This window comes from Paenibacillus alvei DSM 29, from assembly GCF_000293805.1.
GTDB classification, from domain to species: domain Bacteria; phylum Bacillota; class Bacilli; order Paenibacillales; family Paenibacillaceae; genus Paenibacillus_B; species Paenibacillus_B alvei.
This window is the reverse complement of record NZ_AMBZ01000007.1, coordinates 257,332-273,753: the sequence shown is the minus strand read 5'-3', so window position 1 is coordinate 273,753 and position 16,422 is coordinate 257,332. Positions and strand designations below refer to the sequence as shown.

The 16,422-nt window shown below is 43.2% G+C and carries 13 protein-coding genes and 1 pseudogene; 3 read left to right on the top strand and 11 right to left on the bottom strand.

The window, feature by feature from the left end:
• Window positions 1-137 precede the first annotated feature (137 nt).
• Window positions 138-647, bottom strand: a pseudogene (locus tag PAV_RS22520) (3-hydroxyacyl-CoA dehydrogenase family protein); the annotation flags it as partial.
• A gap of 967 nt (window positions 648-1,614) precedes the next feature.
• Here PAV_RS22520 and PAV_RS22515 point away from each other — a divergent pair.
• Window positions 1,615-1,998: a hypothetical protein gene (locus PAV_RS22515; protein ID WP_005550076.1), complete on the top strand. Its 384-nt coding sequence runs from the start codon at window positions 1,615-1,617 to the stop codon at window positions 1,996-1,998.
• A 135-nt stretch (window positions 1,999-2,133) separates the two neighbouring features.
• On the opposite strand, the gene PAV_RS22510 is transcribed toward PAV_RS22515, so the two are convergent.
• The 6 genes from PAV_RS22510 to PAV_RS22485 form a co-directional block, all read right to left on the bottom strand.
• The gene (locus PAV_RS22510) at window positions 2,134-3,369 is read right to left on the bottom strand and encodes a HAMP domain-containing sensor histidine kinase (RefSeq protein ID WP_040736600.1); all 1,236 of its coding nucleotides are present in this window, start codon (window positions 3,367-3,369) and stop codon (window positions 2,134-2,136) included.
• 3 nt (window positions 3,370-3,372) lie between these two features.
• Window positions 3,373-4,068 carry a response regulator transcription factor gene (locus PAV_RS22505; RefSeq protein ID WP_005550074.1) on the bottom strand — a complete coding sequence of 232 codons (696 nt, stop codon included), beginning with the start codon at window positions 4,066-4,068 and terminating at the stop codon, window positions 3,373-3,375.
• 88 nt (window positions 4,069-4,156) lie between these two features.
• A complete protein-coding gene (locus PAV_RS22500; protein WP_005550073.1) occupies window positions 4,157-6,139 on the bottom strand; it encodes an ABC transporter permease in 1,983 nt (660 codons plus the stop codon).
• A 17-nt stretch (window positions 6,140-6,156) separates the two neighbouring features.
• The gene (locus PAV_RS22495; protein ID WP_005550072.1) at window positions 6,157-6,849 is read right to left on the bottom strand and encodes an ABC transporter ATP-binding protein; all 693 of its coding nucleotides are present in this window, start codon (window positions 6,847-6,849) and stop codon (window positions 6,157-6,159) included.
• Between the two features lie 39 nt (window positions 6,850-6,888).
• A complete protein-coding gene (locus PAV_RS22490; protein WP_005550071.1) occupies window positions 6,889-7,605 on the bottom strand; it encodes a lipoprotein BA_5634 family protein in 717 nt (238 codons plus the stop codon).
• A 352-nt stretch (window positions 7,606-7,957) separates the two neighbouring features.
• On the bottom strand, window positions 7,958-9,160 hold the full coding sequence (locus PAV_RS22485; protein WP_005550069.1) for a multidrug effflux MFS transporter: 1,203 nt from the start codon (window positions 9,158-9,160) through the stop codon (window positions 7,958-7,960).
• A gap of 194 nt (window positions 9,161-9,354) precedes the next feature.
• On the opposite strand from PAV_RS22485, the gene PAV_RS33715 reads away from it, so the two are divergent.
• Both PAV_RS33715 and PAV_RS22475 read left to right on the top strand, forming a co-directional pair.
• Window positions 9,355-9,663 carry an exonuclease/endonuclease/phosphatase family protein gene (locus tag PAV_RS33715; protein WP_193373008.1) on the top strand — a complete coding sequence of 103 codons (309 nt, stop codon included), beginning with the start codon at window positions 9,355-9,357 and terminating at the stop codon, window positions 9,661-9,663.
• A 335-nt stretch (window positions 9,664-9,998) separates the two neighbouring features.
• Window positions 9,999-11,531, top strand: coding sequence for a flavocytochrome c (locus PAV_RS22475; protein ID WP_005550067.1), 1,533 nt, complete (start codon window positions 9,999-10,001; stop codon window positions 11,529-11,531).
• A gap of 357 nt (window positions 11,532-11,888) precedes the next feature.
• Here PAV_RS22475 and PAV_RS22470 read toward each other — a convergent pair whose 3' ends face one another.
• The 4 genes from PAV_RS22470 to PAV_RS22450 form a co-directional block, all read right to left on the bottom strand.
• The gene (locus PAV_RS22470) at window positions 11,889-13,604 is read right to left on the bottom strand and encodes a methyl-accepting chemotaxis protein (RefSeq protein WP_005550066.1); all 1,716 of its coding nucleotides are present in this window, start codon (window positions 13,602-13,604) and stop codon (window positions 11,889-11,891) included.
• Window positions 13,605-13,924: 320 nt separating this feature from the next.
• On the bottom strand, window positions 13,925-14,899 hold the full coding sequence (gene glpX, locus PAV_RS22460) for a class II fructose-bisphosphatase (protein ID WP_005550065.1): 975 nt from the start codon (window positions 14,897-14,899) through the stop codon (window positions 13,925-13,927).
• 48 nt (window positions 14,900-14,947) lie between these two features.
• The gene (locus tag PAV_RS22455; protein WP_005550064.1) at window positions 14,948-15,751 is read right to left on the bottom strand and encodes a pyruvate, water dikinase regulatory protein; all 804 of its coding nucleotides are present in this window, start codon (window positions 15,749-15,751) and stop codon (window positions 14,948-14,950) included.
• A 16-nt stretch (window positions 15,752-15,767) separates the two neighbouring features.
• The gene (locus PAV_RS22450) at window positions 15,768-16,406 is read right to left on the bottom strand and encodes a CBS domain-containing protein (protein ID WP_040736521.1); all 639 of its coding nucleotides are present in this window, start codon (window positions 16,404-16,406) and stop codon (window positions 15,768-15,770) included.
• Window positions 16,407-16,422: the final 16 nt, after the last annotated feature.

The following is a 16,422-nucleotide window of genomic DNA, read 5'->3' as shown; positions in this document are numbered from 1 at the left end:
CCATAACCGCTTTTTAGGTTCGCTTGTATTCTCCATTTTTCCTCCAGTCGAGAGCTAAAACAAAAGAATCGCGCTCAGTTTGAAGATTTGGCCCACTCTTCCACCAAACACGATTCCCTTGTCCAACACCTATTTAATTAAGCTTTCACGAGGCTGCCTTCGTACTTCGGATACGTATAAAAGCCTTGTCCCGTTTTCCTTCCGTGTGTTCCTACTTCCACCATTTTACGAAAAAGCGGGCAGCAACGAAATTTTGAATCCTGATAGCTCTCGTATAATATATCGAGGGAATGTACAACGGTATCCAATCCTATCAAATCGGCAGTTTCAAGCGGTCCCATTTTATGTCCAAAGCACTTCTTGAATACATCGTCCACATCCTTCGGCTTTGCAACCTGATCCTGAACAACGAATGCAGCCTCGTTCATCATCAGATGTGAAATCCGGTTGGATACAAAGCCAGGCAGGTCATTGACAATAATAGCTTCTTTATTCAGCGTTGCGAGAAGATGAACGGTAGCATCAATGGTTTCATCCGAAGTATGGTAGCCCTTGATAACCTCGACCACTGGTTTCATAATTACTGGATTCATATAATGGGAGCCGATGACCTTCGTCGGCCTGTTCGTGAGTGAAGCGACTATTGTAACTTCAAGCATTTCTGAACAATATCTTCGCTACCTGTTTCTACAAAAAGTGCATACCATCCCATACGATTTCTCCTTTTGACGGTAAACTAAACGTATTCTGTTCAGCTATGAAGCTCAATCATTACCCGCTAGATTTTTTAACGTTTTCAATATTAGTTAGTCATTATTGAAATTTCATTACGAAACAAAAAGAGGATAAGGAATTCGTTAAAATCCCTTGTCCTCTTAAAAAAATAAAAAATTTTTACGATATTAGACATAGCTTCGCCACGAATCTATCTTCTTATAATAGACGATAGACGCTTTGAACGAGAGCTATTTTCACCAAGAAAAATTAACGTGCCTAAACAACGATTAATCTTTGCACAGTGATTGAATGAAATAAAGGCTGTTAAGATGTTGTGTAAAGAAAAATGCTAGAAGAGTGTAGCGAGAGGAATAACAATTTCAACCTTACCGTATGCACTTAAAATTGTTTTATGTGATGTTCTGGTGATTATGCGTGGACTAACTTTGACTAACTTCCATTCCGTGCTGCTTTAACCCAAATGATAATGAGGATGAATAATAATTTCGATTTCAAGTCTGTCTTATGCCACATTGATCCCCGGTATGTGACATACATGGTTTTTTTAGACATTATACGCTCTTACTAATCTGTTGTAAATATCTAGATATCGAAAGCTCATTCATACTATTGCTAAAATAGCAAGCTATCTTTTTAACGACACGAAGGTTATTGCGCCATATTTTCCATGTTAAGGGGTGACCCACTTTTATAGTAAATGTGCAAGATTACGATCGTCAAGTTGATTTTTATGTTCATTTTTCACCTGCAGGATATATATTTTCTATTTTCCTATAGAAATGATCGGAATAAAGTGTTTACAAGTTATTGGTAACGTGTTATATTTAACACATCTTCCAGATATTACTTGCCAACATATTAAAGGAGATGAATCGTTTGAAGAAATTGCTCTTGTCCATGTCAGTACTGGTCGCCCTGGCTACAGCAGCGCCTGCCTATGCTTCCACTGCACCTGTCGATGCTGTCAAGCCTGAGGTTCGACAAACACAGCAGTTCGTTAAGTACTATGCACTTCGCCCTAATGAACTGAGCGCACTGGAAGGAATCTATTTGAAGAAAGGCCAACAGCTCACGATCTATGCACAAGGCCAATATTCGTATTATTCGGTATATGACTCGCGCAATCATCTCGGGACATTTTACAACAGCAATGTAGGAAGAATTTTCACTGCAACTGAGGACGGATATCTGTATTTGCAGTTTGCGGCGCCTTCCTCCTATACGATCAATCATATCACGGCTACTTATCACATTAATTGACCTTAGGTTGATATAATACCGACCAAATTTCTTGCAAAAACATGAAATAATCCCTGCTAGAAAAGAAGACAGCGACAGTTACGGGCAAAGATAGTCCGCGGCTGTCGCTGTTTTATTCGTTTGAAGAATGGATCGTTAAAATTTGATGAAGGTAACCGTAAATTTGGTATAGGCATTTTTCTTACTTTCTACCCTAATCAAAGCTTGATGCGCTTCTATAATAGATTTGGCTAAGGCCAAGCCAATCCCTACCGAATCATGCTTTTTGGAGCCTCTTGCTTTGTAGAATCGCTCAAAAATATGCGGCAACTCCTCAGCAGCAATCCCCTCTCCGAAGTCTTGAATCACCAGCTCTGTATAAATCGGTGTATCTTCGATTGCAATCTTGATCTTCCCACCGGGTTCGGAGTGCTCAATCGCATTCTTCAGCAGATTCAATAATGCTTCCTGCGTCCATACTTTATCGTGAACAACGACTACTTCCTCCGGGGTATGCCAATCAATCGATATATGCTGATTGGTAATCATGCTCTGTAATCGATCTAGAGCGTCTTCAATGGTCTCTACTAAATTGGCCGGTTCTTTCTCAAATGAAATAGCTCTTGCATCGATTTTCGCTACCTTCAACAAATTTTGAATCAAGACATTCATTCTAGAGAGTTGCACATCGTTATTTTGCAGCAGTTGAACTTGCTGCTGACGCGGTAAGCTTTCACTCATTATCATCTCATTGTAGATAGATATGGTGGAAAGCGGCGTTTTTAATTGATGGGATATATCCTGCATCATTTGTACTAGAAATTCTCTCTCTTCACGTAAATCCTGCATGCTTTTGCGAATAATATCTTTCATCGAACGAAAGGAAACGGCCAGTTTCGCGAGATCCCCTTCTTTGTTTTCATTGATGACAACCGAGTAATCCCCATCGATGATTTTTTTGGCTGCCGAGGTAAGCTGTCTGATTTTATGGAAGATCATCTTGTGCTGCATGTAGCTTGCAAGAAGCAGGATACATCCGAAACACACCAATCCCCAATACATAAATTGATTATGGCGAGCAATATGGTTATTTAGAAGTGGGAAAAGCTGCGACTCCAACCCCTCATATAACCCATACTGCCTTAAGATCTCTCGCCCTTTTTCCTGATACGGAATGGAATCCGTAGAATGGCTTGTTAGGACTTTCATTATTCCGGCTTCATTCTCAGGGTTTTGTTCCATCAATCTTGCGGTAATCTCCCCCCATGATGCAATTGAATCGCTCTTCAATTGATTGTAGAATAGTTGCTGGGTAATCAATTGATAGACGGTAAATAGCGTTAAGAGAACGGCCAGTTTCGCGATGTAGCTTTTCAACTCGGTATTTTTCATCATCTACTCTCTACTCACATCCTTGCTCCAGCGATAGCCCAGTCCTCTTTGCGTAACGATGAACTGCGGATTTCTCGGATCATCTTCCACTTTGTCTCGCAAACGTCGAATATATACAGATAACGTATTTTCATCAAAGAAAACCTCATCACCTTCCGTGATATGTAGCAGGAGTTCATCTCTTTTTAGTGCTTTGTGGGCATTCATCATGAATGTGAGCAGAAGCTTATATTCTAAATTCGTTACTGGCAGGCTTTCATCATTTTTGTACACCTTGACTAGGTTCATATCGATTCTGATATTCTCAGACGTTAAGATCGTTGAAGAAGTCCCTAGACGCGCTTGCTTGCGTAATTGCACTTTCACTCTGGACATCAGTTCCTTCACGCGGAAGGGCTTCGTAATATAATCGTCCCCTCCAATATCCAGCCCCATGACCACATTCGCTTCTTCATCAAGGGCAGTTAAGAAAATGACCGATGTGTCACTCTGTTTTTTGAAATGCATGCATAAATCATAGCCATTTCCATCTGGAAGACCGATATCTAGAATAATTAAATCAAAAGTACGATGTTCAAACTGATGCTTCGCTTCTCTAACACTAGAGGCTTTAACCACCTCATACCCCTCATTTTTCAATGAAAATTCGATGGCTAGACCAAGAGCTTCATCATCTTCAACCAGCAATATGTTGCTCAACGTGTGGCCCTCCTTCTCCTCTTTCTATTTCCGCATAAGCCAATAAAATCAGAATAGCCTGACTATTCACATAGCCAGGCCCTCCGTATTATTCTTCCCTGATCACATCAATAATATTATCCTGTTGGATTTTGCGAAGTGGTATCAGAACGGATACATAACTGATGAACAATGCGGCAGCAAACGTAATGATACATGCCATATAAGGGATTGTCCATTCAAGCTTCAAGATACCAGAAGCAGCCACATATATTATATAGGATAGTATACATCCGAAGAAGACCCCTTGTAAGCTTCCAGATACACCGTATATGAGTGCTTCATAGATAATCATCTTTTTCAGATCTTTTTGCGACATGCCTATTGATTTTAATGCAGCCAGTTCTTTGCGTCTAATGATGATGCTGATCGTAATCGTATTGATGATATTCACACTGCCAATCAGCGAAATAACCGCAATAAAACCATATACGAGCACTTTAATAACGAGTTCTGATTCTTTCCTTGTTTTATTCTCGTCTAGGTAATTAACGATTGTAATAGAGTGCTTTGTTCCAACGGTCCGCTGAATGTCCGCAACGGTTGCGCTAGATTGATGCACATCCTTCAATTTGATTCGAAAACTAGTGTCTTGTTCGCTAACTTCAGATACATTTTCAAGCAACTTCAATTGCTCCAAAATGGCTTGACTGTCGACGGAGGAATCACGATGACCTTCTTGCAGATAGATGGCTAGATCCGATTTCGCAGACTCATTGTTCACGTATTTGGATTCAAATGCGATATTCATGATCGATGAGAATGTAATAAACAATACACTGCTTATAATGATCGATAAGATGGTGATAGTATATCGATTTTTATTTCTTTTCACATTCTTCAAGGCCAGGCTCAGTGGAAAAGAAGCCGGTTTTTTCAGCACCGTATTTTTTTGTTTTTTGATCGATTCTTTTCTTATGGATAACCTGCTGCTGATCGCCAGCAAGGGAGATATTCTTCCTGCAAAAAAAGCCGGATAATAACTGGACGCCAACACCGCTGTCAGGGTAATGATTGAACTGATCAATATGATTTGCCAGTCGATGTGAAAGAACGAGACACTTGCACCCGTTTCTAATAACAGGAGGAAAATGAACTGAAGCGCAGCAAGAGCCAAGATGCTGCATACAATTCCAAGCGGGATGGCGATAACAGCCAGCACAGCCGCTTCCCTCATGACGATGTGTCGAATCTGCTTGCGCGTCGCGCCTATGCTTCGGAGCAAGCCGAACTGCTTCATCCGCTCAACGACACTGATTTGAAAGGCGTTATAGATGACGACAGCTGTCGCCACCACAACTATACTGATGACGATGACAAGCACAGCCAAAATCGAGCGATTCGACTGTGGCTTCAACACTCTGATCAATTCTTCATTGATTACCAACTTCTCAGTTCCAGTAAATGATTTGATCTCGTCTAGAACTTCATTAAAGTTCGCCTTTTGGTTGATCTCAATTAAGATCATGCCTTCCCCACTAGCAAAATCACGTTTATAGGTTAATAATCGACCCACTTTACTTTTCTGTGTAAACTCGCGATTGTCTAGCAGCCCAACCAGTTTATAGGTTTCTCCCTCCATTTGAAAAGAGTCGCCGAGCTTAAGATTTTTATGGATATAAGGAAGCGTCCATGAATCGACAGCTGCCTCATGTTCATTGGCAGGCAGTTGTCCATCGAGAAGGCTATAGGGTAAAAACTCCAGCGCACGTTGATCGGCGAAATTCATTTGTACCGCAACGTCCCCGAGTGGGATGGTCTTGCCCTGTGACATCAATCCATACGATGCGATTTGGGGATTGTATCTGATTTTATTCAGAATCGCTTCATCGTAATTGGAGATGCCAACATGAAACGAAAACCCATTCAGCTTTTTGATGTTTTCAATTTGGGAGAGCTGTGATCCTTTCATAAACAGACCGATCGTGGATATTAACGCTACAGAGAGTACAATTCCGACCAAGGTTAAGATGGTTCGCTTGATATTCCCTTTTAGATACCGGCTGCTTAGTTGTTTGTAACTGCTGATCAACTTCATTCTCCTCCAATCTATGCCTGATTCGCAGCTAGCCGTTGATCTGAGATGATACTGCCGTCTTCGATCGTAATGACCCGGTCGGAAGCCGATGCAATCGATAAATCATGCGTAATCAACACAATGGTTTGATTGTATTTCTTCGCTGTCAAACGTAATAAATCCATGACTTCCTTTGTATTTTTCGTATCTAGGTTGCCTGTAGGCTCATCGGCCAGTATCAAATGCGGACGATTGATAAGCGCCCTGCCGATGGAGACCCGTTGCTGTTGGCCGCCAGATAGTTCGGATGGCAGATGAGTCTTCCGTTCCTGCAGCCCTAAGGTTTCAATAATTTCATCGAGATATTTCATATCTACCTGTTCATTATCTAAAATCGTAGGCAAAGCGATATTTTCCTGGACATTCAATACGGGAATTAAGTTAAAGAATTGAAAAATAAATCCGACTTTCCTTCTTCTGAATATCGAAAGTTCATCATCCGAATAATCGTAAATACTATTTTCCCCGATGAATACTTTTCCTGAAGTTGGCCGATCCAATCCTCCTAATATATGCAGCAGTGTACTTTTCCCTGAGCCGGACACACCCACGATGGAAACAAATTCTCCTTGCTGAATCGAAAGCGTAATCCCTTTTAACGCCTCTACCCTGCTATTGCCTTCGCCATAACTTTTCACTACATTTTCCATGCGTACAACTTCCACACTGTCACCTACTCATACGTAAAGTTCGATCTCTTACACTCAATCTTGTACATCTACAAAGTTTACCTTTTCTTCGCTAACCGCATAGACGCTTCTGATTTCATCTATAACCTTGTTCACCTTTTCTTTCTTTTTATAATCAAAGCTTTCTTTTTGGAAATGAATCAATGAAATTGTTGACTCTGCTTCTTTTATGTTGTTATAAGTTTTGTCATCAACAATAACAAGATCCATAGGTCTATACCCGATCCACGCCTGACGTTTCACATACTGTACAGGCACCATCTTACCATTCAAGTCGATTTGGTTATTCTTCATTTCGTCATCACCTAAAGAGAAGAGCAGATTTTGACCATTCGATAATTCTTGGATCGCGGTAACTGGATCTGAAATAATGGACAAACTTTCAGGATCTTGTCTAGCTCGAATAATCCCCTTCTTGATGAACTGCTCAGCGGTGGATCGCTGAATAACCGAATAATTGATATTTCGGATATCAACTTCCTGGCCCGTTTCCTTCTTATCCTGCTCTGACAATTTCGTTACTATTTTGGTTGTGACCAACTTCATTTTGTAGTCGATCATTTCTTTGCTTCTATCTTTGTACAGCTCTTTGACTTTCTTCGTCTCTTGATCTGTACCGATAACTAAAATTCCATTAACCGCTTGTGAAGGGCCTTCTACAAAACGTTTTACGCCGAGACCTATACCTGCAAAAATAGCGATAACCAAAACGAGACCTATTATTTTTTTCATCTTTTTGACTGCTCCTTTTATAAAAATCATCTGATGTCTGGATTATAGATGAATTTGCTTTACAAGTTAATGACTCTTATCTAACCATTTTAATCATCTTCCTTACTTTTTAGTAAGAATCGAAATGAAGACTTGCCTGTCCTAAATTAAGGACTGTATTGAGGATGCGATCCAAAATGACGAAATAGATCGATGCTGAAATGAAAACAGCGACAGTCATAGACGAAAAATTAGTCCGTGACTGCCGCTGTTTTATTCGCTTTAAATCCGTTCCAGAAGGAAAAAGGGATTCATAAATAATTACTTTTCCAATTTATAACCTTTATTACTGCGACAACATTACGATAGCTTTTTAGCTTGTTTCCTGGCTTGAGGAAAGGTTAGCGATTTTTTTGCTCACTATGACCATTACTGCCGCCAGTACAAGAAAATATAATGGCATCGTCACTAACGAATCATTATGCAGATAGCTCATTCCGCTTGTAATCAGACTCACGACTACATAATACCCTAATCCAAAGATAGCCCCTGCTGTCCCCAATACATCGCTGTAACGTACTAGCGCCAAGCTTAAGCAGTTCGGAATCGCCATGCCAATCCCAAGCAGCAGGATGAAAATGCAGGCGACAAACACACCCATGGACAACAGCGATGAGCTTAAACCGTTAAGCGTAAACCCGACCAGCGCTCCAGCACCAAGTACAGTGACGAGACAGCCGATCAGAATGATCTGCTCTGGTTTCAAGGTGGACAATAGCTTCTTCGACAGCATGGCTCCTATTATCGAAGACAACGCTACAAAAATACCGAAGAAACCATAGATGCCTGGCGTCATCTCAAAGTATTCAATAAATACGAAAGGCGCTTCTGCATAGTAACTGAACAGAATGCCGTTCGTTGCTCCGATTAGAAAGCCAAATGCCCATACTCTGCCGTCTGTAATGAGGCGCTTGGCGACAGACAATGTATTCACATTCAAAGTTGTCGTGGCACCTCTCGTTTCAGGCAAGGAAGCGAACGTGTACATGAATATCGCCACACCCATGATGACAAGGGTTAGAAAAACAGCCCTGAAGCCTAACGACTGATCAACCCAGCCTCCAATCAGCGGCCCTAAAGCCGGTGTAAAAGCAAGAGCTGCTGAGATTTGAGCAAATACAGCATGACGCTTCGAACCATCGATGCTTTCTCGTAAGATCGTTTGCGTTACAACCGAGCCTGTACTTGCACCGAATGCCTGCATGAATCGACTAACCAATAGCCACTCCACGGAACCTGACAGATAACAGCCTATGCTGCCTATTCCATATACGAAAATGCCCCAAAGCATGGCAGGGCGCCGACCAATTGCATCCGATAACCTTCCCCAGCAAAAAACACCAACCGCAAACCCAAGAAAATAAATGCTGAGCGTGAGCTGAATCATGTTGTTGCTTGCCTGCAATTGACTAGCAATGTCCGGCAAAGAAGGCGTGTATATCGTTTCGCTGATTTGTGGAAATCCCACAAGAATAATAAATAAAAGCAATGATGGAGTTGAGATTTTTTGTGCCAACTTGCATTCCCCCTATAATTTCGAAAATCTCAATTACATCATCGAAATGTCAGGGAATCGGGGGTTTGCATTTGATTAATCTTGCAAATGAGAGTGCCATAATGAGTGATCACCTTACAATGTTATAGGGGGTAAATATATAGAGGATTATATCAGAATCACATAAATATTACCACGCTCTGACAAGCTTGGACTTGAATTCAAATGCAGATGGCACCGGAACCCCAACCTACGGCTTATTTCTAGCAAATGGTTTCTATGACACTTGGGAAGAAGTTGGTAAAGGCAATGGATTTACTTTCTGTCAGGACGCCGACCTATTGAATGATCAATCTTCCTTATTCGCTAGAATCGACTACATTTTATTTAAAAATGGATGGATGCCCGTCAAGGCAGATAATGTTGGAGAGAAGCAGCAAGATCGAACCGATACAGGACTGTGGCCTTCCGATCATGCAGGGGTAACAGCAACATTAAATCTTGGGTGCAGAAGTTACGGATAAGCAGTGATGAGTCGTCAAATATCCATCGACGACCCGTCCCCATTTCATTTCTTTGTGAATGTGGGGCTTTCCAATATTTACGTAACGTATTTATACCTAAAACCACCTTGGAATGTGAAAAACATCACAATATAATAATTGAAAATATATTAAAATTAAAATGAACTTAAAAGAGAGCCAACTTAGAAGTCGGAAGAGCAACTATGAAAGCCATTCAATTGCGTAGAAACCGCAGTACATAGCCTACTCGACATTACGGGTTCGCTTCGTTGCATTCCGTCCTAGGTATTCCCTTAAGGTTCATCTATAAAGAGATAGAAAGCGGAGGAAAACTCATGAGAAAGAATGCAGCAGCAACGTTGATTCTCGTTCTCTCGTTTATGCTCATCATCGCTGGATGCGGCGGTAACGGGAATACGAGCGCGAACCAGAATCAAGACAATGCAACAAAAGCAGAGAAACCAGAATCAGAAGCCGTGTCGGGAGCTTCGAAAGCAAGCTACACCCCTATCGATCAATTACAAGATAAATATGATATCATCATCATCGGTGCAGGTGGAGCTGGGATGACCGCTGCCCTTGAGGCAAAAGCCAAAGGCATGAACCCGGTTATTTTCGAAAAAATGCCGGCAGCCGGCGGAAATACGATGAAGTCCTCATCGGGTATGAATGCTTCTCAGACGAAATTCCAAAAAGAGCAAAGCATTGAAGATAGCAACGATCTCTTCTTTGAAGAAACGTTAAAAGGCGGTCATGGAACGAACGACAAAGAAATGCTTCGTTACTTCGTTGACAATTCCGCAAACGCGATTGACTGGCTGGATTCTATCGGCATTCGCTTGAACAATCTCACGATTACTGGCGGTATGAAAGAAAAACGTACACACCGTCCTGAGGACGGCTCTGCTGTTGGACAATATCTCGTTAGCGGTCTTGTTAAAAATGTACAATCTAAAGGAATTCCACTTTTCGTCAATGCAAAAGTAACAGATATTACTGAAAAAGACGGTAAGGTTAACGGCGTTAAAGTTCTCTTTGAAGAGAAGGATGAGAAAAATATTGCAGCGAATGCAGTTGTTGTGACAACTGGCGGTTACGGTGCCAATATGGATATGATCTCCTCTGTTCGCCCTGATTTGAAAGGTCTCGTAACGACAAACCAAGAAGGCAGCACAGGTGACGGCATTACAATGATTGAAAAACTCGGCGGCGTTACTGTTGATATGGATCAAATTCAGGTTCACCCTACTGTGCAGCAAGAGAAATCGTATCTCATCGGGGAAGCTGTCCGCGGTGAAGGCGCAATTCTCGTTTCTAAAGACGGCAAACGATTCACTAACGAATTAGACACTCGTGACAATGTAACTGCAGCCATCAATAAGCTTGCTGACAAAGCCGCTTATCTCGTATTTGATTCCGGCGTAAAGTCGCGTGCAAAAGCGATTCAGCAATACGAAAAAATGGGCTTCGTTATTAAAGGCGAAACGGTTGAGGCTCTGGCAAAAGAAATGGGCGTTCCGGCAGACCAACTAAAATCTACGCTGGATACATGGAACGGCGCAGTGAAGGATAAAAAAGACGCTGAATTCGGCAGAACAACAGGCATGGACAACGAACTGTCCGCTGGCCCATTCTATGCCATCAAAATCGCTCCAGGTATTCATTACACTATGGGCGGCGTGAAAGTCAATACGAACACTGAGGTAGTAACGAAGGACGGCAAGTCTATCCCAGGTCTGTTCGCAGCTGGCGAAGTGATTGGCGGATTGCACGGTCAAAACCGTATCGGCGGCAACTCCGTTGCAGATATCATCATTTTCGGACGTCAAGCTGGTATCAAGTCGGCTGACTTCGCAAAAGCACAATAAGCGATTTCGTATCACAATGAACGCTTGGGCTCATCAAAGCTCAAGCGTTTTTTCTACTTACCAAGAAAAAAACGCACACTTCCCCCTTACCTAACGCAAGAAAAGTACTATAAAACTATTGCATGATAGCGAGCGTTCGGATAATCCAATTAGAACCCGTCTGTAATAGTCACTCCAAACTATCAGAAGCTCGTTTCTTAAGAGTCGCTGCAATTGATCAAGAAATAATGAAAAGCGGGCGGATACTTCATCCCCCTTATCGACTCTTATTATAAATAATGCAGATCTTCTAATGATTAAAATAGCCGGCCTGTCTCCAACGACAGCCGGCTATTTTTGCAGCTTGTATATTTTTGATTATAGTCTGAAACGATTTACCATCATCTGCAGCTCTTCCGCCATTTGCTTAAGCTGTTCGATCGAGGCCGATATGGTCTCCACGGAAGCAAGCTGCTCTTCTGAAGCAGCAACGACTGATTGTACCGCAGAGGAAGCATCAGTCGCAACCTTCGCCATTTCATCTACGGAGGCCGTAATCTCCTCTGTACCTGCTGACATTTCTTCGGTAGCTGCAGATGTCTCCTGCACTTGACCTGTTACTTGCTGCACCAACGCCATAATATGCTCGAACATCTGCCCGGCCTGTGCAACCACCTTCATGCCGGAAGCTACCTCCTGCCGAACATAGCCCATTGCATTTACGGTTTCCTGCGTGCTATTCTGCATGACGGAAATGAGTTCGGCAATCTGCTTGGCAGATTCACTCGATTGTTCAGCCAGTTTGCGAACCTCGCCAGCAACTACAGAGAAGCCTCTGCCGCTCTCCCCGGCTCTTGCCGCTTCAATCGATGCATTCAGTGCAAGCAGGTTCGTCTGCCCTGCAATATTCGTAATGACATCAATAATCTTCTCAATCTGAAGGGAATGATCAAGCAGCTGCTCCACTGCGGATTCAGTTGTATGCACGGATTGATTAATTGACTTCATCTGCTCCATCGCATCAACGATCGTCGCATTCCCCTTCTCGGCTTGTAGCGCTGAATGACTTGCCAATTCCGCTACACTGGCCGTGTTTTCAACGATAGATTGGATGCCGCGTGCAAATTCCTCAAGTGCGATTGCATTTTCCTCCGATGCCGTCTGCTGCAACTGTGAACCGGTTGCGATTTGTTCCATTGAAGCTGCAATATGCTCTGTCGCTTGCGCCGTTTCATTTGCATTGTCCGATACAAGGCGTGAATTATGAAGCAGCAGCTCTGAACGTTCATGCACAGTGCTCATAATCGACGACAAACCTTCCATCATCTTGTTAAAGTCCTTCATCAGCACCCCAATTTCATCCTTGGATTCATACGTGCCGCGAACGGTTAGATCCCCTTGTTCAGCTTGCTCCATCAGCCTTTGCATTTGACGAAGCGGCTTCACAATCATGTTGACGGTGATGTACCCAACAAACAAGCATAGCAGGAAGGATATGATTCCAATAATCACATTTGTTAAGGTGGAAGCATCTGTAAGCTGCCCCACCTCCTCAGCTTGCTTTGCTGCCAAATCTTCATTCAGTTTCGCAAGCTCAGTAAGTATATGTTGTACTTTGACTCTGACTTCACGCACATTCCCATTATAAAAATCATATGCCTCTTCGTTCTTATTGGCTATGGCTAATTCAATTGAACGTATATTACTTTCACGATAAGGCTTTAACGCCTTATCATATCCATCTACCAGCTTCTTCTCTTGTTCTGTTTGCATAACCTCTTTGTAACGTGTCAACAAAGTATTATTCTCTGCTCGCAATCGATCAATCGTTTGCTTGAGTTCATTATTTCTAGTGTCGTCACTGCTAGCCATCAATTCGAAGATAGCCGCATCAATGGTACGATTGTTCACCATAATCTGCTTCACCCACATGATGGATTTCAGATTATGATCGAACATGTTGTCGTTCTTATCATTGATTTCATTCATTGACTGATACGACATCATGGTGATGAAAGCCAACAGCACACTGCCGACTCCGACCAGTATAAAGATTTTCATTGAAGTATTCAGGTCTCTAAATCTAAACTTCATGGTTTCTCTCCCCTCTATATGTAACTTAATCATTATCGACAAATTCAGACATATTTTTTATAGCTTCATATAGTTTCCAATGCTTTTTAACGGTTTTCTGAAAATTTACTGTAAATACATTACTATTATCACTACCAGCGAAGGCTATAAAATTAAAAAACTCACGCTTGAGACCATGCGGTCGACCGTTACCTAACGGTCTCGCCCAGTTCATCAAACGTGAGTTTTTCGTTCATTATGAAATAATGCCTTTAACATTTCACAATCTTAAATTAGCTTAACACTAGGTACGGGTTTTGCCGTATGGATCTGCGTCCCTATCAATGCATTCCTGACGCATGCTTGAGCTTCATCGACATATTGTGTACGCAGCGCAAGTACCGAATAGTGCCCGTATTCGCGCGCATAATGACCGAATGCGTCTCTACACGCTGTCCCGCCAAATAACGCACGCCGTTCAGCAGGTCACTAGTCGTAATGCCTGTCGCTGCAAAAATAATGTCCCCCGTGCCTACGAGATCCTCCATCCGCAGCAGCGCACTAGGATCCGAAATCCCCATTTTCCTGCAGCGATCATACTGCTTCCGGCTTTCCACCATTAGACGGCCCTGCATCTCTCCCCCAAGACAGCGTAATGCAGCTGCGGCTAATACGCCTTCCGGAGCACCGCCTGAGCCTACATAGAGATCCACACCGCTTTCGGGAATCGCCGACACAATTGCACCAGATACATCTCCATGCTCGAGGAGCTTTATCCGAACTCCATGATTTCGCAGCACTTGAATGATATCACTATGGCGATCGCGCTGCAGAATCATGACCGTGAGCTCCTGAACAGACTTGCCGAGCCTTTCAGCAGACTTCTCCAGCGTAAGCTCAATCGGATCGTCCAGACTAACATGTCCGGCGAGTAACGGACCGACTGCAAGCTTCTGCATATACATATCCGGCGCATGCAGCAGGTTTCCTCTTTCCGCAATAGCAATAACAGACATCCCGTTGTTCAATCCATTTGCGACGACTTCCGTACCTTCCAGCGGATCCACTGCTACATCCACATCCGGCCCTACACGATTCCCAACCTGCTCTCCAATATAGAGCATAGGCGCCTCGTCCATTTCACCTTCACCAATTACAACTGTGCCGTTAATCGGTACAGTATCGAACATTTCTCGAATGGCAGAGGTGGCGGCAAGGTCAGCGCCATGTTTGTCACCCCGTCCAATCCAGGAGGCTGACGCCAGTGCACCTGCCTCTGTCACACGCGCGATTTCCAAAGCTAGCTGACGATCCATCTCCACTTCTCTCCCTTTTTAGCTGCGTAAAGTTAATTGCAAATGCATTCAGTGAATCAAATCCATCACAATACCTGCTGTTTCCTCAATAGCTTTATCCGTAACATCGATGACAGGACAACCTAATCGGTCGAACAATGAACGGGCATTTTCCAATTCCTCTACTATGCGATCAAGTGATGCATATCTGGCTAGAACAGGAAGACCCATCGTCTTCAATCGTTCGGAACGAACCTTCAATAGATGCTCAGCGTTCATCGTCAGACCGATTATCTTGCTTGGCGAAATACTGTATAAGTGCTCCGGCGGCTGAATTTCAGGCACGACCGGATAGTTGACAACCTTTTTCCCTTTATGGGCTAAAAATACGCTTAATGGTGTTTTGGAAGTGCGTGATACGCCAAGCAGCACGATATCAGCTTTCAGTATCGCATGCAGATCCTTGCCGTCATCACATTTAACAGCGAACTCCACCGCCTCAACACGTTGAAAATAATCGTCATCCAAGCGATGCAGCAAGCCCGGCATTCGCTTCGGCTGATCCTCAAATGTATCTACAAACGCCTGGATCATCGGCCCCATTACATCTACAGCTCGAACATGCAGGCGAATGGCATGCTCCTTGATCGCCTCCCGCAATTCGGGCTGTACCAGCGTATAAGCAACAAAGCCTCCGGACTCTGCAGCTTCCTCCATCAAAATACGAAGCTCTTCCTCGTTGCGCACATTCATGTAACGCTTAATCTTGATTTGCGGCGCTTCAAATTGTCGTATAGCAGCCCTTACTACTGCTTCTGCCGTCTCTCCGACGGAATCCGAACACACGGTAATTGTATATGACGCGTTCCCCATACGCTTCGTCCCCCTGCTAATCCTGGTCTACTTTGTCGAGCAGCAGCTTAATGATTGTCGTCTTCGTAATTCGCCCTACGACATTGCCATCTTCATCAGAAGAATTCTCTGGATACGATACAACTGGAAGGCTATCTACTTGATGATGAATCATTTTGCGCGCTGCTTCCAATACAGATTCCTCTGGACTGATCGTCACAATATTCGGCTGTCTGGTCATCACCATACTGACAGGCATGGAGGATGCATTCGGATTGCCTAATGTTACCTTAAGCAGATCTTTACGGGAAATGATACCCGCAAGCTTGCCTCCTTCGTCCGTCACCATTAAACTGCCGATATTTTCAAGGAATAAAGTGACCACCGCATCCTGCACCGTCGTCTTCACATCGACTACAATTGGCATGCCTTGAACCTGTCCGACCTTCATGTTGCGCAGGACGTATGAATCCGACTTCTTTTTCTCTGCCTTCTCCCCGAGAAAATAGCCTACCTTGGGCTTTGCTGCAATATAATCGAGCATGACAAGCAAGGATAAATCAGCACGAATCGTAGGGCGACTCACCGTGAGCATCTCCGCAATTTGCTCTCCCGTAATTGGGGCATGCTTTTTGACGATTTTGATAATTTCTAACTGTCTTGTTGTTAGTTCGATAACGCATCCCTCCGTT

Coding starts and splice junctions, on each gene's coding strand:
- glpX (WP_005550065.1), bottom strand. CDS start 14,899: ATGGATCGTCAGCTAGCTTTGGAAATCGCGCGTGTGACAGAGGCAGGT.
- PAV_RS22470 (WP_005550066.1), bottom strand. CDS start 13,604: ATGAAGTTTAGATTTAGAGACCTGAATACTTCAATGAAAATCTTTATA.
- PAV_RS22475 (WP_005550067.1), top strand. CDS start 9,999: ATGAGAAAGAATGCAGCAGCAACGTTGATTCTCGTTCTCTCGTTTATG.
- PAV_RS22510 (WP_040736600.1), bottom strand. CDS start 3,369: ATGAAAAATACCGAGTTGAAAAGCTACATCGCGAAACTGGCCGTTCTC.
- PAV_RS22455 (WP_005550064.1), bottom strand. CDS start 15,751: ATGGGGAACGCGTCATATACAATTACCGTGTGTTCGGATTCCGTCGGA.
- PAV_RS22490 (WP_005550071.1), bottom strand. CDS start 7,605: ATGAAAAAAATAATAGGTCTCGTTTTGGTTATCGCTATTTTTGCAGGT.